This window comes from Streptomyces sp. MUM 2J (genome assembly GCF_022414535.1).
GTDB lineage: Bacteria > Actinomycetota > Actinomycetes > Streptomycetales > Streptomycetaceae > Streptomyces.
The window spans coordinates 84,917-104,349 of sequence record NZ_JADWYM010000004.1; the positions used below are offsets into that span (position 1 = coordinate 84,917).

Genomic DNA, 19,433 nt, shown 5'->3' on the forward strand with positions numbered 1-19,433 from the left:
CCTGTGCCGTCAGCCGGACAGCACGTCCAGCAGGCGGTCGACGTCCTGCTCGGTGTTGTACAGGTGGAAGCTCGCCCGCAGGTTCCCCGCGCGGTCGGACACCTCTATGCCGGCGGCGCTCAGCTCCGCCCGCAGGCGGCCGAGTCCGGGCACGGAGACGATCGGCGAGCCGGGCGCGGGGAGCGCCTCGTGGCCCAGGGAGGCGAGGCCCTTGCGGAAGCGGTCGGCCAGCGCGAGGTCGTGGGCGCGGACGGCCTCCACGCCGAGTTCCTCGATCAGCGCCAGCGACTGGCGCAGCCCCGGGTAGGAGAGCAGGCTCGGGCTGACGTCGAACCGCCGTGCGGAGCGGGCGAGTTCCTCGACCGGGCCGTAGCAGCTGTCCCAGGGGTTCTCCCCCGCGACCCAACCGGCCAGCAGCGGGGTCAGGCCTCCGTGGTCCTCCGGCACCACGAGGAAGACCACCCCGTTCGGGCCGAGCAGCCACTTGAAGCAGGTGGCGACCGCGTAGTCGTACGCTCCGGCGTCCATCGGCAGCCATCCGGCCGCCTGCGAGAAGTCGACGTAGGTACGGGCCCCGTGGGTGCGGGCGGCCTCGCGCAGCACCGGGAGGTCGGCGATCCGCCCGTCGGCGGACTGGGCGGCGCTGACCGCGACGAGTGCGGTGCCGGGCCCCACGGACTCGGCGAGGCGCTCCAGCGGTACGGTCCGCACCGTCAGGTCGCCCCGCATGTGGAAGGGGTTCACGACGGAGGTGAAGTCGCCCTCCGCGGTCAGGACCTCGGCGCCCACCGGCAGCGCGGCGGCGATGAGCCCGGTCTGCGCGGCGACGGAGGTGCCGGCCGCCACCCGGTGGACCGGGACGCCGGCGATGCGCGCGAAGGCGGCGCGGGACGTCTCCACGTCCTCGAACAGCGGGTCGAGCGGCCGGCCGTCGGCCCGGATCTGCACGGCATGGTGCAGCGCGGTCACCGTACGGACCGGCAGCAGCCCGCTGGTCGCGGTGTTGAGATAGGTGTTCTTCGGTGCGAACTCGGCGCGGACGAGGCTCTCGAAGGTCTCCATGGGACCACTGTGGGCCCTGAGCTTCTCCAAGTCCATGGCGTTCTTCTACGCGCTGTGGCCAAGAACTGCTTATGGGTGCCCCCCGACCTGCGGCGTTCCCGGGTGCGGTCAGGCTTGCGGCACCGCACACCCGTCCGGGTCGCAGGCGTCCGCGCCGCCCTGGTCCACCAGGGTCAGCGGAGAGCGCTCGCCCCACGCCTGGGTCAGTGCCTGGGCGAAGACCTCGGCGGGCTGGGCCCCCGAGACGCCGTACCTGCCGTCGAGCACGAAGAAGGGCACACCGGTCGCACCGAGCCGGGCGGCCTCGCGCTCGTCGGCGCGGACGTCGTCGGCGTGGACGGTGGGGTCGGCGAGCACCGCGCGGGCGGCCTCCGCGTCCAGGCCGGCCTCGACGGCGAGATCCACCAGTCGTTCGTCGCCCTCGGTGAACAGGGACCGCTCCTCGGCGAAGTTGGCCCGGTACAGCAGCTGGACCAGTTCGTCCTGCCGGCCCTGCCCCTTGGCATGGTGGAGCAGGCGGTGCATGTCGAAGGTGTTGCCGTGGTCCCGGCCCCGGGTGCGGTAGTCCAGGCCCTCGGCGGCGGCCTGGACGCCCAGGTGTTCCTCGGCGGCCTCGGCCTGTGCCTCGCTGATGCCGTACTTCTGCGCGACCATCGGGATGACCGGGCCGGTGTCGCCCGGTGCGCGGCCCGGGTCGAGCTCGAAGGAGCGGTGCACCACCTCCACGGCGGCGCGGTGCGGGAACGCCTCCAGCGCCTTCTCGAAGCGGGCCTTGCCCACATAGCACCAGGGGCAGGCGATGTCGCTCCAGATCTCGACGCGCATGTGCTCGGTTCTCTCCAGCCTGTCCGTTTCACGGAGGCGCCCTCCGCCCATGCGGAGACTCTCTCCGCACCCGGGCTGAAACGTTCGGGCAGGTCGCTTCATTCCCGAGGGCCCCGCTTCTTTCCACGCCCGGCTCCTCCTCCCCCCCGCCCGGTGACCCGCCCGGTGACCTGCCCGAGAACCCGCTCGAAGACCTGCTGGAACGACCTGCCGGGACGACCTGCCGGGACAGCCGCGCTCGGACGTACCCGCGGGGCCGTGGGCAGGGCCCGGTCACCTCCCGGCGGGAAGGAGAGGAAGGCGGAGGCGGAGGTGGTGACCGTCCGCGGCGGGCGAGTGCCCCTCGTCCGGGACCCAGCCCTGGTGGGCGTAGAAGGCCCGGGCGCGCCGGTTGTCCGCGCGCACGTCGAGGACGGCGGTGTGCCGGCCGTCGGCGCGCCACATCTCCACACAGGCGATGTGCAGGGCCGTGCCGATGCCGGTGCGCCACCGGTGGGGGTCGACGTGGAACTGGTGCAGCGCGACCGTGCGCGGGTCGCCGCCGCGCGGGCTGCGGAAGGAGGCGACGGCGGCGAGGCGGCCCCGCTCCACGGCGCACAGCACCTGCCCGTCGGTCCGCTCCACGGCCTCCCGCCAGGCGGCGGGCCAGTCGGTCCCGTCGTCCGGCGGGCCGTCCGGGCGGTACGTCGCCCGGGCCCGGGCGTGCAGGGCGGCGACGTCCGGTACCTCGGCGGTCAGGACGGTGCGGATCAGCCGGGGACCGGCGGGGGCGACTTCGTTCATGTGAGGCGGGACGCGGGGCGGCCGCACCGGGGTTCCCGCGGCGGTCCGGTGCGGGCCCCTGGTGCGGTGACGTTCCTGCTCAGCTTCCGTCCCTGAGGTCGTCGGGCCAACTCCCCTTGAAGGCGAGGTGGTCGTACGTCACCACGCATCCCTGGCCCAGCGGCGACTGCGTCATGAAGCCGACCAGGGCGGCGGAGGTCTGCCGCTCGTCACCCAGGGTGAACAACCGCACGAACGTCCAGCGGCTGCCGTCCCGGGAGGCGTGGAAGGCGAGCGCGCGGCCCGTCCGGCTGACCCGCAGCCACACCGAACTGCCGTCCACGGTGAAGGCCCCGGCGTCGTCGGAGTGCCCCCGGGTCACCACCGAGCGGACGGTGAGCACGTCCGGGGAGTACTCCAGGCACAGCTTCGCCCAGGCCCGCTCGGCGACCTGGGCGTAGAGGGCTCCCGCGTCGAACGCCGCGTTGAACCCGACGGTGACCCTCGCCACCAGCTGGAAGTCCCCCTCGGGCGCCCCGAGCAGGCGGGGCGCGTCGGAAGCCGGCTCCAGGCCCTCGCCGATGGGCGGCACGAACCGGTCCTGCCGGCCCCCGCCCCATCCGGTGAGCACCCCGCCCTCGTAGGACCAGTGTCCGTCGGGGCCGTAGGTCCGCAGAGGGAAGGGGAGTTCGGGGAGTTCCACGTCCATGAGCGGATTCTCCCAGGAGCGGCGCCGCGCCGGACCGCCCGGGCGGGAGCCCGTCCGTCCCTGGGGACGGGGCCGCGCGCGGGCGGCGCCGTCCGTGCGCGGCCTACCGCTCCAGCCGTCCGTTGAACCGGCGGGGCAGTCCCAGCGGGTTGTCGTCCCGCAGCTCGGCCGGCAGCAGCGCCTGAGGCGCGTTCTGGTAGACGACCGGGCGCAGCCACCGCTCGATCGCCGTACCGCCCACGGACGTCGACGTCGACGTCGTCGCGGGGTAGGGCCCTCCGTGGTGCTGGGCGGGCGCGACGGCGACGCCGGTCGGCCAGCCGTTGACCAGTACCCGCCCGGCAAGCGGTGTCAGCTCGGCGAGCAGCTCCGCGCCGCGGCCCCGGCCGGCCGCCTCCTCCCCGGACAGCTGCGCGGTCGCCGTGAGGTTCCCCGGCAGCCGGGACAGCACGGCGGCGACCTCGTCCTCGTCGTCGTAGCGGGCGACGACGGTGACCGGGCCGAAGCACTCCTCCAGCAGCAGGTCGTACTCCCCCGTCGCGGCCAGGCGGCCGGCCGGCACGGTCAGGAAACCGGCGCTGACGCTGTGCTCGCTGCCGGCGCCGGGCGTCACCGGGGCTTCCACGTCCGGGAGTTGGGCGCGCTCGGCGACTCCGGCGACGAAGTCGTCCCGCATCCGGTGATCGAGCAGGACACCGGCCTCGGTGTCGCTGACGGCGTCCGTGAGCGACTTGACCAGCCCGTCTCCGGCCGCGCCGGACGGCACGAGCACCAGGCCCGGCTTCACGCAGAACTGGCCGACGCCCAGGGTCATCGAGGCGGCGAGGCCGGCGCCGATGGCCGCGGCGCGCTCGGTGGCCGCGGCCTCTGTGACGACGACGGGGTTGAGCGAACCCAGCTCACCGTGGAAGGGGATGGGTACAGGACGGGCTGCGGCAGCGTCGAAGAGCGCTCGTCCGCCGCGGACCGACCCGGTGAAGCCGGCCGCCGCGACCAGTGGATGCCCGATCAGCTCGACGCCCGCCTCGAAGCCGTGGACGAGGCCGAGCACGCCCCCGGGGAGGCCGTGCTGCGCGGCGGCCGTCCGCAGCACCTTGGCGACCAGCTCGGACAGGGCCGGGTGGTCGGGGTGGGCCTTGACGACGACGGGGCATCCCGCGGCGAGCGCGCTGGCGGTGTCGCCACCGGGGACGGAGAAGGCGAAGGGGAAGTTGGACGCGGAGTAGACGGCGACCACACCGAGCGGCACCTTGAGGCGGCGCAGGTCGGGGACGGGCGGGGTGGCGGTGTCGTCGGGGTGGTCGATGACCACGTCGAGGAAGGCACCCTCGTCGACGATGTCCGCGAAGGCGCGCAACTGGTGGCAGGTGCGGGCCAGTTCTCCGGTCAGCCGGAGCGGACCGAGTGCGGTCTCGGCGTCCGCCGCCTCGACGAGCTGGTCCCGGGCCTTCTCCAGGCGGGTGGCGGCACCGCGCAGGAAGGCGGCGCGCACCGCCCGGTCGGCGAGGGCATCGCGTGCGGCGTGCGCGGCCCTGACGGCGGCGTCCACCTCCTGGGCCGTGGCCTCCACCGCCACCTGCTCGCGCTGCTTCCCGGTTCGCGGGTCGACGCTCCAGACTGGTGCTGCTGCCACCGCGGGTCCCTCCACTGTGTTGCCGCATTCGCTGCCGCAGGACTGACATCACCCAGCAGGGCGTTCGATATACTGAACGCCGTCTCTGATGGTGAATGCACTCTCGGAGACTATAACTCCAGCTTCTCGCCGAACGAAGGGGTCCAGGGCGATGCCGGCAGCGGAGACGGGCGGTGGGGCGCAGGTCAAGTCCGCCGTACGGACAGTGGAGTTGCTGGAGTACTTCGCCGGCCGTCCCGGCATGCACTCCCTCGCGGCGGTCCAGGAGGCCGTCGGATACCCCAAGTCCAGCCTGTACATGCTGCTGCGCACCCTGGTGGAGCTGGGCTGGGTGGAGACGGACGCCACGGGCACGCGGTACGGCATCGGCGTACGCGCCCTGCTGGTCGGCACCTCCTACATCGACGGCGACGAGGTGGTCGCGGCGGCCCGGCCGGCGCTGGACCGCCTGTCGGACGACACCACCGAGACCATCCACCTCGCGCGCCTGGACGGCACCAACGTGGTCTACCTGGCCACCCGCCGGTCCCAGCACTGCCTGCGCCCCTTCACCCGGGTCGGCCGCCGGCTGCCCGCGCACTCCACCTCGCTCGGCAAGGCCATCCTCGCCACGTACAGCGACGAGCAGGTCCGCACCATGCTTCCGGAGACGCTGCCCGCGCTCACCGAGAACACGCTCACCGACCGCGAGCAGCTCATCGAGGAGCTGCACCGGGTCCGCGAGCAGGGCTTCGCCGTCGACCGCGAGGAGAACACCCTCGGCCTGCGCTGCTTCGGTGTGGCGATCCCGTACCGCACCCCGGCCCGCGACGCGATCAGCTGCTCGGTGCCGGTGGCGCGACTGACGCCCGCACACGAGCACACGGTCAAGGACGCCCTCTTCGACGCCCGCGACCGGCTGACGCTGGCCACGCGCCGGCTGTGACCGCCACGGTCCGCCCGCCCGGCGATACGCCTCTCCCCGCGCGGCGGCGGCGCATCACCGAGAGCGCGGAGAGCGGGCCGGTCGAGGCGGACGCCCCGGACATCTCGCCCCCCCGGTGACGCAGAGGGTGCGGACGCCCCGGACGACGAACGCCCCGGGCACGCGGACGACACAGGCCGAGACGACGGCGACGCCCCGCCGGCCCAGGTGGCGGCGGGGCGTTCTCACCTCGTGGGACGTACGGGCTAGCCGACGAAGTACGTCGGGTTCGGCACCTTGTACGTCCGGTTGGCGTAGCCGCCGTCGAGGTCGGAGTACTGGTCGCCGAAGTTGGCGATGATCTCGTACCCGAGGTCGTCCTCGATGTGCTTGCGGGTGCCGGACTTGTACTCCACGGTGGTGCACTTCCAGGCATCCACGGTGGCGCAGTCGCTCAGGTAGGCCGGCGGGTTGGCCTTGTCCTTGAGGAACATGTGGCCGGCGTCGAGGTTGACGTCGGCGCCGACCTTCTTCAGGTTCTCGGCGGCGGCGGCACGCTGCGCCTCGCTCAGGCCCGAGTTGTAGAACACCTCCACGCCCTTGGACTCGGCGTAGCGCACGAGTTCGGGGCTGCCGAAGACGGCGGGCCGGTCGGCACGGTCCACGTACTCAGCCCAGGTGGCCGGGTTGTAGGTGTAGTGGTACCGCTTCTCGTAGTCGAGGCTGAGCAGCAGGGTGTCGTCGATGTCGAAGACGACGGCCGGCTTCTCGCCGTGGTGGCGGGCCTTGCGCGCCGCCCGGTCTATGTACCTCTTCGCGTCCCGGTCCAGGCGCGCCAGGTCCTTGGCGTAGGGGCTGTCCTGGGAGGCCTGGTAGACGCCGTCCGCGTCGGCGGTGGTGCCGTAGTAGGTGTCGATGTCCTTGACGAGCACGCCGATGTTGTACGGCTCGTGCGTGGAGTTCGCCGTCTTCTGGCCCGCGGTGGCCGCACCGGCGCCGTAGAGCGCTCCGCCGGCAACGGTGCAAGCGGCCACGACCGCGGCCGCTCTGAGGGATTTCCGCATGGATTCTCCGGTTTTGATCGGTGGTGGTTTCACCAGGTCACGCCTTGTCTACGCGCATCACACCCGGCGCGCGAGCCTCGTTACCCGATCGATACGAGAACCGTGGGCCGAAAAGGTTGCGCGCCTGCCCGGCCGCGTTCGTCACGTGGCGGTGGCCCCATATCGCCCGGGCCGTGGCGCTGTTGGGGCCGATCGCACCGGTGCCGGAGCTCCCGGTGCGGCCGTACGCGCACCGGCCGGGAGCACCGGGCGGCCCGCGCCCGCCCGGCGGCACCCCCGCTCGTGGCCCTCGCCGCCCCCGGGTTGACGCGGAGCCACACGGCCGGTCGTCAGGCACGGTCGTGAGTTGCGGTGCGGACGGCCGGGCGCGGGCCGCGTTCTCCGCTCGTCCGTCACCCCCTGCACGATGCGGGCCGTGCGACTCACCGGCCGCAGGCGAGGGCCACACGCAGGTACGACGTCAAACGGGGATGCGCCCGATGACCGGGGGAACGCGTCGCCTCCCGCCCGAAAGGCGGATGTCCGCTTGCCGCGCGACACTTGACGGAACGCGGAACCGGTCCCTAGCGTCACCGCGCAGGTGAACATCGGCCAGGGACGCGGCCGTCGGCCGATGTCGAACCACGGGGTCGCCGAGTCGTCGCGTCGCCGGGGCGGTCGAGGCAGGCAGATCCGCGGAACGCCGGGCGATCGAGTCGCTGAACGACGAGCGGCAGAGGAGCCGGGTCGCCGAACCGCCGACCCCGAGGAGACCGAGGATGCCCTCCCCCCGCACCGTTCTGCTCACCGGCGCCGCCGGTGGGCTCGGCACCCTGATGCGTGGTCTGCTGCCCGAGTACGGCTACGACCTGCGCCTGTTCGACGTACGCCCGATCGAGGGCGCCCCGGACGCGATCACCGCCGACCTCGCCGACCGGGAGGCGCTGCGCGAGGCCGTCCGGGGTGTCGACGCGATCATCCACCTCGCGGGCATCTCACTGGAATCCTCGTTCGAGAAGATCGTGAAGGCGAACATCGAGGGCACCTACCACCTGTACGAGGCCGCCCGCGAGGAGGAAGTGGGGCGCGTCGTCCTCGCCTCCTCCAACCACGCCGTCGGCTACACCCCGCGCCCGCGGGAGGGCGACCCGCTCATCCCGGTCGACACCCCGCACCGCCCGGACACCTTCTACGGCCTGTCCAAGTGCTTCGGTGAGGACCTCGCCCAGCTCTACTGGGACCGGCACGGCCTGGAGACGGTGTCCGTGCGCATCGGCTCCTGCTTCCCCGAGCCGGCACGGGTGCGGACGCTGTCGGTGTGGCTGAGCCCGGACGACTGCGCCCGCCTCTTCCACGCGGCCCTGACCGCCGAGCACGTCGGCCACACGATCGTCCACGGCTCCTCCGCCAACACCCGGCTGTGGTGGGACCTCGGCACCGCCCGGGCACTCGGCTACGAGCCGCGGGACGACTCCGAGGCGTACGCCGGGAAGCTGATCGCCGAGCAGGGCGAACTGGACCCGGAGAATCCGGCGCACGCCCACCTCGGCGGCCACTTCGTCACCGACCCGCCGATCTGGCCGTACTGATCCGGCCGCCCGGTACGGCGGGCCCGGTGGCCGACCGGGAGGGACCGGTCGGACGGGAGCGGAACCGGAACCGGAAGGGCGTCCGGGGCGGGGCCGCGGCCTGGTGGGCCGGACGGACGTCAGGTAAGGGAACGGTAAAGCGGTCTCGCTCGTTCTAGGGGGCATGACAGCTATGACCCCCGGCTCGAACATCCCGCTCTCCGCCGCCCGTGTCGCGGTGGACGTGGCCGCGCCCGTGCGGCTGGACGTTTCGGGCCTGCTGCTCACCGCCGACGGCAAGGTGCGCTCCGACGACGACTTCATCTTCTACAACCAGCCCAGCGGCCCGGGCGTGACCTACCGCTCGGGGGGCGGCGCCGCACCCGACGCGATCACGGTCGACACGACCGCCCTCCCGCCGGGCATCGAGAAGATCGTCGTGACCGCCAGCCCGGACGCGGCCGGGCAGACCTTCCAGGGCGTCGAACCGACGGCCACGATCCGCAACGCCGACGACGGTTCCGTCCTGGCCACGTTCAGGCCACCGCAGCTGGGCGCGGAGACCGCGCTGGTGGTCGTGGAGATCTATCTGCGCAACGGCCAGTGGAAGGCCCGCGCGGTCGGCCAGGGGTACGCCAACGGCCTCGCCGGCATCGCCACCGACTTCGGTGTCACCGTCGAGGAGCCGGCACCGCAGCCGGCCGTGCCGCCCGCACCCGCCGTGCAGCCCCCGGCGACCGCGCCGGCCCCGCCGCTCACCGTTCCCCCGGTCCCGCCCGTTCCTCCGGCACCACCCGCCGCCGCACCCGGCGCGGGGAAGATCAACCTGGACAAGGGCCGGGTCAGCCTCCAGAAGAACCAGACGGTGTCCCTGGTCAAGGGCGGGCGCCCGCTGCTCTCGCAGGTCCGGATGGGCCTGGGCTGGGAGCCCGCCTACCGCGGCAAGGACATCGACCTGGACGCGTCGGTCATCGCCTACGGCCCGCAGCGCAACCACATCGACAGTTGCTACTTCGGCAAGCTGACGATCCTCTCGGGCGCGATCCGGCACTCCGGCGACAACCTCACCGGCGAGGGCGGCGGCGACGACGAGGTCATCACCGTCGACCTGGGCCGGCTGCCGCAGGAGGTCACCGGCCTCGTCTTCACCGTGAACTCCTTCTCCGGCCAGAAGTTCACCGAGGTCGCCAAGGCCTACTGCCGCATGCTGGACGCCGCGACCGGCGAGGAGCTGGTCCGCTTCGACCTCACCCACGCCGAGCCGCAGACCGGGGTGATGATGGCCAAGCTCATCCGCCAGTTCTCCGGCGAGTGGGAGATGACGGCGATGGGCGACTTCGTCAAGGCCCGCACGGTCCGCAACATGGTGAAGCCGGCCGCGCAGTCCCTGTGACGGAGCCCGCCTCGCGCAGCGCCCCCCGCGGAGCGGGCGCTCCGCGGGGGGCCGGGGACGCCCGCTGCCGGCCGCCTTCTCATGTCGCCGGCAGCAGTCCCTCCGTCACCAGGGACAGGTACCGGGGGATGCACGCCCCCTCGTCTCCGGCCAGTTCCGAGGCCGTCGCCACCCCGTGGGCCAGGCGCAGGATGTCGATCGGTTCGACGTCCTTGCGGAGGGCACCCTCCGCCTGGGCGGCCCGGACCAGGCGCTCTCCGGCACCCTTGAGGGTGGTGCCGCACACCGTGGCCGCCGCGGATCCGGCGTCGGTGACGGCCGAGCCCAGCAGTGCCTTCAGACCGCGGACCTGGATCATGCCCTCGGTGAGTTCCGTCAGCCACGCCCACAGCGCCTCCCCCGGTGGGCACTCGTCCGCGATCACGTCGGCGCGCCGGGCCAGGGCCTCGACACGGCCCACGTACGCGGCCTCCAGCAGCGACTGACGGGTCGGGAAGTGCCGGTACAGCGTGCCGGAACCGACCCCGGCGCGCTTGGCGATGTCGTCGAGGGACGCGCCCTCCCCATGCTCGGCGAAGGCCTCCGCCGCCACCTTCAGCAATCGCTCGTAGTTGCGCCGAGCGTCCGCGCGCATGGGCTTGACCTGGGTCATCAAGAACTCCTTGCAGGAACGGAGAAGGTCTCCGCGTTCTGTCGGGAGCGTACGGGGATCGGCCCCCGAAGACGGCCGTACCGCCGGGGGACGCCGCGCGACCGACCGTGCTGCCCGCATGTTCCACCACTTCGCCCGGCGACACCAGACGGGCAGCATCCGGCTCCGGACCGTCCGCCCGTCCGGCCCGGGCGGGCTCCTCGCACCGGCGCAGGTGCTCTGTCCTCCGAGCTGCACCGGCGTGTGATGCCGGTGGCGGGATGCGAACCCGCGGCCTCCCCGTGAAGTGTGGAATCAGGTCCTGCCCGTCGCACCTGGACGGGCATCGCTGTGGGGGGAGACCGCGGGACGGGCTGGCGGATTCGGGCGGCGTGACGCGGGGCGGCCGCGCCGGTGGGTGGCGGGCGGCGCCCGTGGGCGGCCCGGGCGTTCAGCAGCGCTTCTGCCGCTTCCAGGGCCCGGTGACGGCGAGCATGACGCCCGGCTCCTGGATGTTCGCGAAGAGCGTCCTGCCGTCGGGCGAGAAGGTGACGCCGGTGAACTCGCTGTACTCGGGCTCCTCGGCGGTGCCGAGGTTCAGCTCGTTGCGGGCGATGGGGTACGTGCGGCCGCTGTCGGTGGCGCCGAACAGGTGCTGGAGGCCGTCCCCGTCCTCGCAGATGACCAGGCCGCCGTACGGGGAGACGGTGATGTTGTCCGGGCCGTCGAAGTGGCCTTCCCGGGACGGGTCCGGGTTGACGCCGAGCAGCACCTTGAGGGTGAGGGTGCGGCGCCGGGGGTCGTAGAACCAGACCTGGCCGTCGTGCTGCTCGGGGCTCTCCTCACGGGCGAAGGAGGAGACGATGTAGGCGCCGCCGTCGCCCCACCACATCCCCTCCAGCTTGCGCGCGCGGGTGATCTCGCCGTCGGTGAACTGCCGGCGGACCGGGACGGTCTGCGCGTCGCGGTCGGGCACGTCGACCCAGTCGACGCCGTAGACCGTGCCGGTCCTCGTTGCGCGCGAGAGGTCGTCCACGAACCGGCCCGCGGAGTCGTAGCACTTGGGGGCCTGCAGGACGCCCGCGTCGTCGGCGAGGGTGCGCAGTTGGCCGCGGCCGTGGCGGAAGCCGTGCGGCGGCACCCAGCGGAAGAGCAGGCCGTTGGGGTCGTGGTCGTCCTCGGTGAGGTAGGCGTGGCCGGTCTTCGGGTCGATGACGACGGCCTCGTGGTCGAAGCGGCCGAAGGCCTTGACGGGCCGGGGGTCCCGGTTGGCGCGGCGGTCGTAGGGGTCGACCTCGAAGACGTAGCCGTGGTCCTTGGTCATGCCGTTCTCGCCGGCCCGGTCGGAGTTCTCCTCGCAGGTCAGCCAGGTTCCCCAGGGGCTGCGCCCGCCGGCGCAGTTGGTGGAGGTACCGGCGATGCCGACCCACTCGGCGACCGCGTGGCCGTGGCGCACCTCGACGACCGTGCAGCCGCCGGAGGCGGCGGGGTCGTAGACGAGGCCCTCGTGCAGCGGGACGGGGTACTCCCACTTGGAGCGCGGGCCCTTGAGCTCGTGGTTGTTGACCAGGAGGGTGGTGCCGCGCGGACCGTCGAAGGCGGCGGTGCCGTCGGGCTTCTGCGGAGTGAACTCGCCGGACTCCAGCCTGGTCTTCCCGCTGTAGGTGACGATCTTGTACGAGAACCCGGCGGGCAGGGCGAGGATGCCCTTCGGGTCGGCGAGCAGCGGCCCGTAGCCGACTCCGCCGTGCGCGTCCGCCCAGGCACCGTCCGCGGTCTCGGTCTCGGTGGACGCCAGGGCGTTCGGGGCGGTGGCCAGAGCTCCGACGCTGCCGGCCAGGGCGACTCCGGCACCGGTGATCGCGGACTTCCGGGCGAAGTCCCTGCGGGTGAGCGACATGGTGTCTCCTGTGACGGTGGGTGTGCCGTGGGAGGTGGCGGCCGTGGGTTCGGCGACACCGTCCCGCCCGCCGCTGAACGTGGGTTGAACGGCGGGCGTCGCAGACGGTCCCGGTTCCGTGAATCCGGACCGACACCGTCCACGGCAGGGCGACAGGAGAGCTGTGGTGGCGTCAGTTCCCGTGCTGGGAACGGGCTTTGAAGGCTGCCTTCCTGGCCTCCTTGGCCACCTTCTTGTCCGGGTGGAGCCGGCCCATCGCCTCCAGCACGTCGGCGGTGGCGGGGTGCTCGACACGCCAGGCCGCGGCGAAGAAGCCGTCGTGCTGGGCGGCGAGGCCCTCGACGAGGGCCTGCAGTTCCTCGGAGTTGCCCTCGGCTGCCAGCTGTGCGGCGACGGTGTCGACGGTGAGCCAGAAGACCATCGCCTCGGTGGGGGCGGGCACGTCGGCCATGCCGTGCTCGGTCAGCCAGACCCGGGCCAGTCCGCCGAGTTCGGCGTCGTCGAGCACCTCGCGCAGCGCGGGCTCGGCGACCGCGCCCACCAGGGACAGCGCCTCCTGGCAGCGGAGCCGGCGCAGCGGTGCCCCCGGGTCGCCACCGCGGGCGGCGGCCAGCAGTTCCCGTGCGGCGGCCAGGGGCTCGCGCCGGGCCAGCCACTGCTCGGTCTCGGCGCGCACCGCCCGGGGTCCGTGGGCAGCGGTGCGGTCGAGCAGGGCGTCCGCGCCCTTGTCGGCGAGGTCGCCGACGGCGGGCGCCTCGACGCCGGCCTCCAGCAGCCGGGCACGCAGCCCGTACAGGCCGAGCGGGGTGAGACGGACCATGCCGTAGCGGGAGACGTCGGTGTCGTCGACGGGCGCGGCGGGCTCCTCCGCCGGATCGTCGATGTCGGCCATGAGCGCCTCGTCGACCGGCTGGTACTCCACGAGACCGATCGGGTCGAGGAGCCGGAACTGGTCGTCCAGCCGCATCATGGCGTCGGAGACCTGTTCCAGCACGTCGTTGGTGGGCTCGTCCATGTCGCCGGGGACGATCATGGAGGCGGCGAGCGCCGGAAGGGGCACCGGCCCGTCGCCGGGGCCGTCCTCGCTGACGTTGAGCAGGTAGAGGTTGCCGAGCACGCCGTCGAGGAACTCGGCCTCGGCCTCGGGGTCCCAGTCCAGCTCGGAGAGGTCGATCTCGCCGTTGCCGTTGTCGAAGTCCATGGCGTCGACGAGATCGTCGAGGTCGGGCACGGCGGCGTCGGCGAGCACCGCGTCCAGGGCGACCAGCCAGACACCGAGCACGTCGACCGGGGAGCCGCCGGTGAGCAGGGCGAGGTCCTCGCCGGCGGCGACGGTGCCGGTCTCCTCGTCGGTGATCTCGACGAGCCCGGTGTCGACGGCGACGCGCCAGGCCTCGCTGGCGTAGGCGGCGGCGTCGTCCCCGGTGAGCCCGAGGAGTTCGGCCGCGGCGGGCAGCTGCTCCTCGACGAGCCCGCCGCCCGCGTCGACACGGGTGTCGGGGCCCGCCCAACGGGCGAGCCGGGCGGCCCGGGAGAGCAGCGGCGTGCTCAGGGCGGCCCGCGCCAGCTCCGCTTCGTCGGTCAGCCGCGCGGGCGGCAGGGGGGAGCTGTCTGACATGGGCTCGTTCTCCTCGGACGGTGGTACCACTCAGCCGCTCAGCCTAGACGGATTTCCACCCATCCCGCCCGGTTCATCTCCCCGTCGGCCTCCGTACATGGCCGAAACCTTGACAACTGGCCGGAGAAAGCAGGAGATTGACGCGCGTAGAAATCGGCGGACAACTGTTCACTGTCTTCTACGCGCGTCGTCCGTGCGGTCAACCACGCGTTTCCGGCGCGCTCTTCGCGCACCACCGCTCCACCCTCGTCCCGGCACTTGTCATGTCCCCGGAGGGATCCCTTGCCGAGAAAGTCGTCCGCGCGTCTCGCCGCGCTCACCGTCGCCGCCGTCTGCTCCGCGGCGTCCACCGTCGCCCTGACCTCCCCCGCCCACGCGGACTCCGTACGCATCCACGACATCCAGGGCACCACCCGGATATCGCCGTACGCCGGCCAGAAGGTCGCGGAGGTGACCGGAATCGTCACCGGTGTCCGCACCTACGGCTCGTCCCGGGGGTTCTGGATGCAGGATCCGAACCCGGACGCCGATCCGGCGACCAGTGAGGGCATCTTCGTCTACACCGGCTCGACCCCGAAGGTCGCGGTCGGCGACCTGCTCTCGGTCAGCGGCACGGTCTCGGAGTACGTCCCCGGCGGGACGTCCTCCGGCAACCAGTCCGTGACGGAGCTGACCCGCACCACGATCACCGTCGTCTCCAGCGGCAACACCGTTCCCGCCGCCACCGTCATCGACGCCCGGTCGGTGCCGGGCGCGTACACCCCGGCCGGCGACTCCGCCGCGGGAGGCTCGGTCAACGGGCTGACCCTGCGGCCCTCGATGTACGCCCTGGACTACTACGAGTCCCTGGAGGGCATGAACGTCCAGGTCTCCGACGCCCGCGTGGTGGGCGCCAGCAACAAGTACTACGAGCTGTGGGTCACGGTGAAGCCGCACGAGCACGCCAACCGGCGTGGCGGCACCGTCTACGGGTCCTACGACGCCCAGAACACCGGCCGGCTCCAGATCCAGTCGCTCGGCCCGACCTCCGCGTACCCGACCGTGGACGTCGGGGACACGCTCACCGGCACCACCACCGGCCCGCTGGACTACAACCAGTACGGCGGCTACACCCTCGTCGCCAACGAGATCGGCACGGTCGACGCCGCCGGCCTCTCCCGGGAGACGACCCGCAGGCAGAGCAGCCGCGAGCTGGCGATCGCGACGTACAACGTCGAGAACCTCGACCCGTCCGACGGCACCTTCGCCGCGCACGCCTCCGCGATCGTGCACAACCTCCGGTCGCCCGACATCGTGTCCCTGGAGGAGATCCAGGACAACAACGGCGCCACGGACGACGGCACGACCGCCGCCGACGTCACGGTCGGCAAGCTGATCGACGCGATCGTCGCGGCCGGCGGCCCGCACTACGACTGGCGCTCCGTCGACCCGGTCAACGACTCCGACGGCGGCCAGCCCGGCGGCAACATCCGCAACGTGTTCCTGTTCAACCCGCAGCGGGTCTCCTTCACCGACCGCGCGGGCGGCGACGCCACCAGCGCCGTCGGCGTCACCAAGGTGCACGGCAAGGCCGCGCTCACGCTCTCCCCGGGCCGGATCGACCCGCAGAACGCCGCGTGGGAGGACAGCCGCAAGCCGCTGGTGGGCGAGTTCGTCTTCCGCGGCAAGAAGGTGTTCGTGATCGCGAACCACTTCGCCTCCAAGGGGGGCGACCAGGGACTGGCCGGGCAGTACCAGCCGCCGGTGCGCAGCTCGGAGATCCAGCGCCACGCGCAGGCGACCGTGGTCAACGCCTTCGTCAAGGACCTCCTCTCGGTCCAGAGGAACGCGAACGTCGTCGCACTCGGCGACATCAACGACTTCGAGTTCTCCGGCACCGCGCGGATCCTGGAGGGCGACGGCGCGCTGTGGTCGGCGGTGAAGTCGCTGCCGAGGAGCGAGCGGTACAGCTACGTCTACCAGGGCAACGCCCAGGTCCTGGACCAGATCCTGGTCAGCCCGGCGATCCGGCGCGGCGGACGGTGCCACTTCGACTACGACAGCGTGCACATCAACGCGGAGTTCCACGACCAGATCAGCGACCACGACCCCCAGGTGCTGCGGTTCCGCCCGTGAGCACCGCGCTCCCAGCGGCGGGCCCGCACCGGCCCACACCGGGAGCGTCGCCACGGGTGAGCAGCAGCCGGCGATGACCGGTACCCCGGCAGGTGAGGTGCGCGCCGTCACGCGCACCTCACCTGCCCGCCGGATCGCCCGCGGGCAGCGTGACCACAGCTCCGGAGTGACACAACAGCCCGCCCGCACCACCGGGTTGGCCGATATGGTCATGCACACTGCGGCGGCGCCGCGTCCGCCCGGTCCGCCCTCCGGTGCCGGGGTGATCTCCGACGGCATCCCCTAGCGGGCGCGGTGCCGCCACCGCCTCACCTCGACCGCGACCACCGCACCCGCCGCCGCGCCCGCGGCCAGCACCAGACCCGGGTGGCGCATCCCGCTCCGCACGACCGGCCGCACCGGCCGCGGGGCGCTCTGCTCGGCGGCATGACCGGCCTGCGCGGCCCGGTCCTGCACCGCCTGCCCGGCCCTGGCGGCCCGGTCCTGAACCGCATGGCCCGCCTGGGCGGCGGAGCTGCGCAGTTGCACGCTCATCGCGCCGGCCTTGTCACGCAGGTCGGCGGCACGCGCACGGGCCCGCTCCTGCGCACCCGTCCCGCCGGACGGCTCCACTCCGGTGGAGCCGGACTCGCCGCGCGCCTCGGCCATCTGCCGGCGCAACTCGTCGGGGCCCTTGGCCCCCGCGGGTCCGGACCTGTCGGGCCGGTTGTCCTTGGCAGTCATCGGTGCACCCTCTCCCTGATCTCCTCCCCCATCAACCCTGATCGCCGCCGAGCGTCCTCGCGGGGGCGACGGGGTGACCCGGCCGAACACGTTCGCCGACGGAGCGGAACTCCGCGGGCGGCCCGCCGGACGTCCACGGTCTCGGTGACGGTGTTGCGCCCTCCTCTCGGACCCGGGCCGTCCGGGTACCCTGGCCTGCCCTCATCACCCCTGCGCCGGTCCCCCGGGGCCGGTCTCGCCGAGCCGGGCCAACTGGGTCTGGAACCAGTCGAGCCGCGCCTGCAGCAGCGCCGCCTCGGCGACGAGCTCGGGCACGCCGAGTTCCTCGTCCGCGCCGCCGGCACCCGGGGCGCGCACCATGCCGTCGGCACCCGGCACGCCCGCCGCCACGACCCGCAGCCCGTCCCCGGCCAGTCGGCCGAAGGCGGCCGGCGAGACGGACGGACGGGCCCGCACGCAGCCCGCGCAGCACGGGCCCAGAGCCCGCCAGCCGGGCAGGCCCCAGCCTGCGTCCGCCAGCGCCACGGCGGTCCGGCCGCAGGCACAGGTCCCGACGGTCACCGCACGCACGCGCTGGCGGGCATAGCGGAAACCGCGCTCGAAGCGGATGTACGCACCCAGCACCGTCACCTGGAGGAGCACGGCCGCCCGGTGCTCGGCCGTGCACAGCAGCGCCTCGGCGTCCGTCCGCTCGTGCACGCAGTGGAAACCGCAGTCGCAGCGGCGGTGCGGCGGCCGGTGCCGCAGGCCGTAGGCGCACGACGCGTCGGCCACGACGCCGTACGGCAGCGCGCCGCCGAGCGACACACCGGTGAAGGCGGCCCGGTTCCCGTCCTGCGACAGCACGGGATGGGCGATCTTGTAGCCGGTCGGCGGCTCCGTCGGGTGTTCCTCCGGAAGCCGCAGCCTCATCGGGCGGCCGGCACCTCTTCGGGTGCGGGGGCCGTCGGCTCGGCTGCGGGAGCCGCGGGCTGCCTGCTCTGTGCGGTGGGTTCGTGTTCTTCACCGGCGGTGTGCGGACGCTCCTCCGCGACGCCGGTGGCGAGTGCCTTGCCGAGCTTCATGACGCCTCCCATGACCGGTGGACCATGCCTCGTCCTGTCCATGGTGACGCATGAGAGGCGTTCCGGACACGGGACCCGAGCGGCGGCGCTGCCCGGGGCTCGGACCGCCGGGCGCGGCACACGGCACGGCGGGACGGACGGAAGGCCGGACCTGGAAGGGGGACGGGTGGCCGGGGTCCGCCCGACCACCCCCGGTGTCGCAGTGTTCCTTACCGGTATCTCGTAGAAATTTTAAGTGGAGCTTCACGATTGTGGTGCGGAGACTACTGCCATGACCTACGCAGGCTCCCGCACCCCTCCCTTCGGCCGCGCACTGTGCGCCATGATCACGCCCTTCACCGAGGAGGGCGCCCTCGACCTCGACGGCGCCCAGCGCCTCGCCGACCGTCTGGTGGGGCAGGGCTGCGACGGCCTGGTCCTCTCCGGCACCACGGGCGAGTCCCCGACCACCACGGATGCCGAGAAGGCCGCCCTGATCCGGGCGGTCCGCGAGGCGGTCGGCGACCGGGCGTCCCTGGTCGCCGGGGTGGGCACGGCGGACACCCGGCACACCGTTCGGCTCACGCTGGAGGCGGAGAAGGCGGGCGCCGACGGCGCCCTCGTCGTCACGCCGTACTACAGCAGGCCGCCGCAGGATGCCGTCGAGGCCCACTTCCGCGAGGTGGCGGATGCCTCCGGGCTGCCGCTGATGCTCTACGACATCCCTGACCGCACCGGCACCCGCATCGAGCCGGACACGATGATCGGCCTCGCCTCCCACCCGCGGATCGTCGCGGTCAAGGACTGCTCCTACGACCTCCTCGGCACGCAGAAGGTCATCGCCCGTACCGACCTGGCCTACTACGCGGGCTGCGACGAGCACGTCCTGGCCCTGTACGCGGTGGGCGCGGCCGGGTACGTGAGCACGGTGGCGAACGCGGCCCCCGCCCAGGTCCGGGCCGTCATCGACGCGTTCGACGCGGGCGACACCCGGGAGGCGGCGCGCCTCCAGCAACGGGCCACGCCGCTCATCGACTCGATGACGTCGGCCGGCCTGCCGGGCACGGTGACCGCCAAGGCGATCCTGACCGCCCTCTCCCTGCCCGCCGGCCCGGTGCGCCCCCCGCTGCGCCCGGCGGGCGAGGAGGCGGTGGCGGCGCTGCACGCGGCGTACGAGCGTCTGACCGCGGCCTGAGCAGCGTCCCCGGTCCCGTCCGCCACCGGCCCGGCAGAGACGAGTGGGTGCGGGTGCGCGCGTGGATCCGCTCCGGCAGGAACCGTCCCCTGCGCGACGCCCCGCTCCGTGTTCCCCGGGAACGGTGACATGGTCCGGTGGGCACCCACGGCGGAGAGCGGTCCCTGGCGCCTGACGTCCCGTGCCGGGGCACGGGACGCATCGGGGTCTGCTTCCCCCCGCGGGTCCACCGCCCCTGGCCGAGATGCGTGCCGCTGCCGTGCCGGATGCGGAGGACGGACGGTCGACAAGGGTGCTCCGCGATCGTGT

17 protein-coding genes are annotated in these 19,433 nt (G+C 73.1%); 5 read left to right on the forward strand and 12 right to left on the reverse strand.

From position 1 onward, the window contains the following. Positions 1–9: 9 nt before the first annotated feature. The 5 genes from I3F54_RS05395 to I3F54_RS05415 all read right to left on the reverse strand — a co-directional run bounded on the left by I3F54_RS05395 (position 10) and on the right by I3F54_RS05415 (position 4,991). Positions 10–1,062 (reverse strand): aminotransferase class V-fold PLP-dependent enzyme, encoded by a 1,053-nt coding sequence (locus I3F54_RS05395; RefSeq protein WP_240117619.1) that lies wholly within the window; start codon positions 1,060–1,062, stop codon positions 10–12. 108 nt (positions 1,063–1,170) lie between these two features. After that, positions 1,171–1,887, reverse strand: a complete 717-nt coding sequence (locus tag I3F54_RS05400) for a DsbA family oxidoreductase (RefSeq protein ID WP_240117443.1) — start codon at positions 1,885–1,887, stop codon at positions 1,171–1,173. Between the two features lie 273 nt (positions 1,888–2,160). Further along, positions 2,161–2,670, reverse strand: coding sequence for a GNAT family N-acetyltransferase (locus I3F54_RS05405; RefSeq protein ID WP_240117444.1), 510 nt, complete (start codon positions 2,668–2,670; stop codon positions 2,161–2,163). A 79-nt stretch (positions 2,671–2,749) separates the two neighbouring features. Further along, on the reverse strand, positions 2,750–3,358 hold the full coding sequence (locus I3F54_RS05410) for a DUF1349 domain-containing protein (protein WP_240117445.1): 609 nt from the start codon (positions 3,356–3,358) through the stop codon (positions 2,750–2,752). A 103-nt stretch (positions 3,359–3,461) separates the two neighbouring features. Next, positions 3,462–4,991 carry an aldehyde dehydrogenase (NADP(+)) gene (locus I3F54_RS05415; RefSeq protein WP_240117446.1) on the reverse strand — a complete coding sequence of 510 codons (1,530 nt, stop codon included), beginning with the start codon at positions 4,989–4,991 and terminating at the stop codon, positions 3,462–3,464. Between the two features lie 151 nt (positions 4,992–5,142). Between I3F54_RS05415 and I3F54_RS05420 the strand changes: the two genes are divergently transcribed. Next, positions 5,143–5,916 carry an IclR family transcriptional regulator gene (locus tag I3F54_RS05420; protein WP_240117447.1) on the forward strand — a complete coding sequence of 258 codons (774 nt, stop codon included), beginning with the start codon at positions 5,143–5,145 and terminating at the stop codon, positions 5,914–5,916. Between the two features lie 245 nt (positions 5,917–6,161). On the opposite strand, the gene I3F54_RS05425 is transcribed toward I3F54_RS05420, so the two are convergent. Further along, complete coding sequence (locus tag I3F54_RS05425) at positions 6,162–6,959, reverse strand: HAD family acid phosphatase (protein ID WP_240117448.1); 798 nt, start codon at positions 6,957–6,959, stop codon at positions 6,162–6,164. Between the two features lie 758 nt (positions 6,960–7,717). Here I3F54_RS05425 and I3F54_RS05430 point away from each other — a divergent pair. Together I3F54_RS05430 and I3F54_RS05435 are read left to right on the forward strand one after the other, a co-directional pair. Continuing rightward, positions 7,718–8,527 (forward strand): NAD(P)-dependent oxidoreductase, encoded by an 810-nt coding sequence (locus I3F54_RS05430; protein WP_240117449.1) that lies wholly within the window; start codon positions 7,718–7,720, stop codon positions 8,525–8,527. 172 nt (positions 8,528–8,699) lie between these two features. Then, positions 8,700–9,899, forward strand: a complete 1,200-nt coding sequence (locus I3F54_RS05435; RefSeq protein WP_240117620.1) for a TerD family protein — start codon at positions 8,700–8,702, stop codon at positions 9,897–9,899. Between the two features lie 79 nt (positions 9,900–9,978). Here I3F54_RS05435 and I3F54_RS05440 read toward each other — a convergent pair whose 3' ends face one another. The 3 genes from I3F54_RS05440 to I3F54_RS05450 form a co-directional block, all read right to left on the reverse strand. Next, positions 9,979–10,551: a TetR/AcrR family transcriptional regulator gene (locus I3F54_RS05440; protein WP_240117450.1), complete on the reverse strand. Its 573-nt coding sequence runs from the start codon at positions 10,549–10,551 to the stop codon at positions 9,979–9,981. Between the two features lie 430 nt (positions 10,552–10,981). Next, positions 10,982–12,430, reverse strand: coding sequence for an alkaline phosphatase PhoX (locus I3F54_RS05445; RefSeq protein ID WP_240117451.1), 1,449 nt, complete (start codon positions 12,428–12,430; stop codon positions 10,982–10,984). A gap of 172 nt (positions 12,431–12,602) precedes the next feature. After that, on the reverse strand, positions 12,603–14,048 hold the full coding sequence (locus I3F54_RS05450) for a hypothetical protein (RefSeq protein ID WP_240117452.1): 1,446 nt from the start codon (positions 14,046–14,048) through the stop codon (positions 12,603–12,605). Positions 14,049–14,330: 282 nt separating this feature from the next. On the opposite strand from I3F54_RS05450, the gene I3F54_RS05455 reads away from it, so the two are divergent. Next, positions 14,331–16,163: an endonuclease/exonuclease/phosphatase family protein gene (locus I3F54_RS05455; RefSeq protein WP_240117453.1), complete on the forward strand. Its 1,833-nt coding sequence runs from the start codon at positions 14,331–14,333 to the stop codon at positions 16,161–16,163. 282 nt (positions 16,164–16,445) lie between these two features. Here the strand turns inward: I3F54_RS05455 and I3F54_RS05460 are convergent, their stop codons facing one another. From I3F54_RS05460 to I3F54_RS05470, 3 genes are all read right to left on the reverse strand, one after another. Beyond that, a complete protein-coding gene (locus I3F54_RS05460) occupies positions 16,446–16,886 on the reverse strand; it encodes a hypothetical protein (RefSeq protein ID WP_240117454.1) in 441 nt (146 codons plus the stop codon). 204 nt (positions 16,887–17,090) lie between these two features. Continuing rightward, on the reverse strand, positions 17,091–17,798 hold the full coding sequence (locus tag I3F54_RS05465; protein ID WP_240117455.1) for a hypothetical protein: 708 nt from the start codon (positions 17,796–17,798) through the stop codon (positions 17,091–17,093). Next, a complete protein-coding gene (locus I3F54_RS05470; protein ID WP_240117456.1) occupies positions 17,795–17,950 on the reverse strand; it encodes a hypothetical protein in 156 nt (51 codons plus the stop codon). Before I3F54_RS05470 ends, I3F54_RS05465 begins: the two co-directional genes overlap by 4 nt. A gap of 271 nt (positions 17,951–18,221) precedes the next feature. Here I3F54_RS05470 and dapA point away from each other — a divergent pair, with 271 nt between their 5' ends. Beyond that, positions 18,222–19,124, forward strand: a complete 903-nt coding sequence (dapA, locus tag I3F54_RS05475) for a 4-hydroxy-tetrahydrodipicolinate synthase (RefSeq protein WP_240117457.1) — start codon at positions 18,222–18,224, stop codon at positions 19,122–19,124. Positions 19,125–19,433: the final 309 nt, after the last annotated feature.

What these genes read in the sequence shown, in the direction of transcription:
- I3F54_RS05465 (WP_240117455.1), bottom strand. Translation starts at nt 17,798, where the DNA reads ATGAGGCTGCGGCTTCCGGAGGAACACCCGACGGAGCCGCCGACCGGC.
- I3F54_RS05420 (WP_240117447.1), top strand. Translation starts at nt 5,143, where the DNA reads ATGCCGGCAGCGGAGACGGGCGGTGGGGCGCAGGTCAAGTCCGCCGTA.
- I3F54_RS05435 (WP_240117620.1), top strand. Translation starts at nt 8,700, where the DNA reads ATGACCCCCGGCTCGAACATCCCGCTCTCCGCCGCCCGTGTCGCGGTG.
- I3F54_RS05460 (WP_240117454.1), bottom strand. Translation starts at nt 16,886, where the DNA reads ATGACTGCCAAGGACAACCGGCCCGACAGGTCCGGACCCGCGGGGGCC.
- I3F54_RS05405 (WP_240117444.1), bottom strand. Translation starts at nt 2,670, where the DNA reads ATGAACGAAGTCGCCCCCGCCGGTCCCCGGCTGATCCGCACCGTCCTG.
- I3F54_RS05445 (WP_240117451.1), bottom strand. Translation starts at nt 12,430, where the DNA reads ATGTCGCTCACCCGCAGGGACTTCGCCCGGAAGTCCGCGATCACCGGT.
- I3F54_RS05450 (WP_240117452.1), bottom strand. Translation starts at nt 14,048, where the DNA reads ATGTCAGACAGCTCCCCCCTGCCGCCCGCGCGGCTGACCGACGAAGCG.
- I3F54_RS05395 (WP_240117619.1), bottom strand. Translation starts at nt 1,062, where the DNA reads ATGGAGACCTTCGAGAGCCTCGTCCGCGCCGAGTTCGCACCGAAGAAC.
- I3F54_RS05430 (WP_240117449.1), top strand. Translation starts at nt 7,718, where the DNA reads ATGCCCTCCCCCCGCACCGTTCTGCTCACCGGCGCCGCCGGTGGGCTC.
- I3F54_RS05425 (WP_240117448.1), bottom strand. Translation starts at nt 6,959, where the DNA reads ATGCGGAAATCCCTCAGAGCGGCCGCGGTCGTGGCCGCTTGCACCGTT.
- dapA (WP_240117457.1), top strand. Translation starts at nt 18,222, where the DNA reads ATGACCTACGCAGGCTCCCGCACCCCTCCCTTCGGCCGCGCACTGTGC.
- I3F54_RS05410 (WP_240117445.1), bottom strand. Translation starts at nt 3,358, where the DNA reads ATGGACGTGGAACTCCCCGAACTCCCCTTCCCTCTGCGGACCTACGGC.
- I3F54_RS05400 (WP_240117443.1), bottom strand. Translation starts at nt 1,887, where the DNA reads ATGCGCGTCGAGATCTGGAGCGACATCGCCTGCCCCTGGTGCTATGTG.
- I3F54_RS05440 (WP_240117450.1), bottom strand. Translation starts at nt 10,551, where the DNA reads ATGACCCAGGTCAAGCCCATGCGCGCGGACGCTCGGCGCAACTACGAG.
- I3F54_RS05470 (WP_240117456.1), bottom strand. Translation starts at nt 17,950, where the DNA reads ATGAAGCTCGGCAAGGCACTCGCCACCGGCGTCGCGGAGGAGCGTCCG.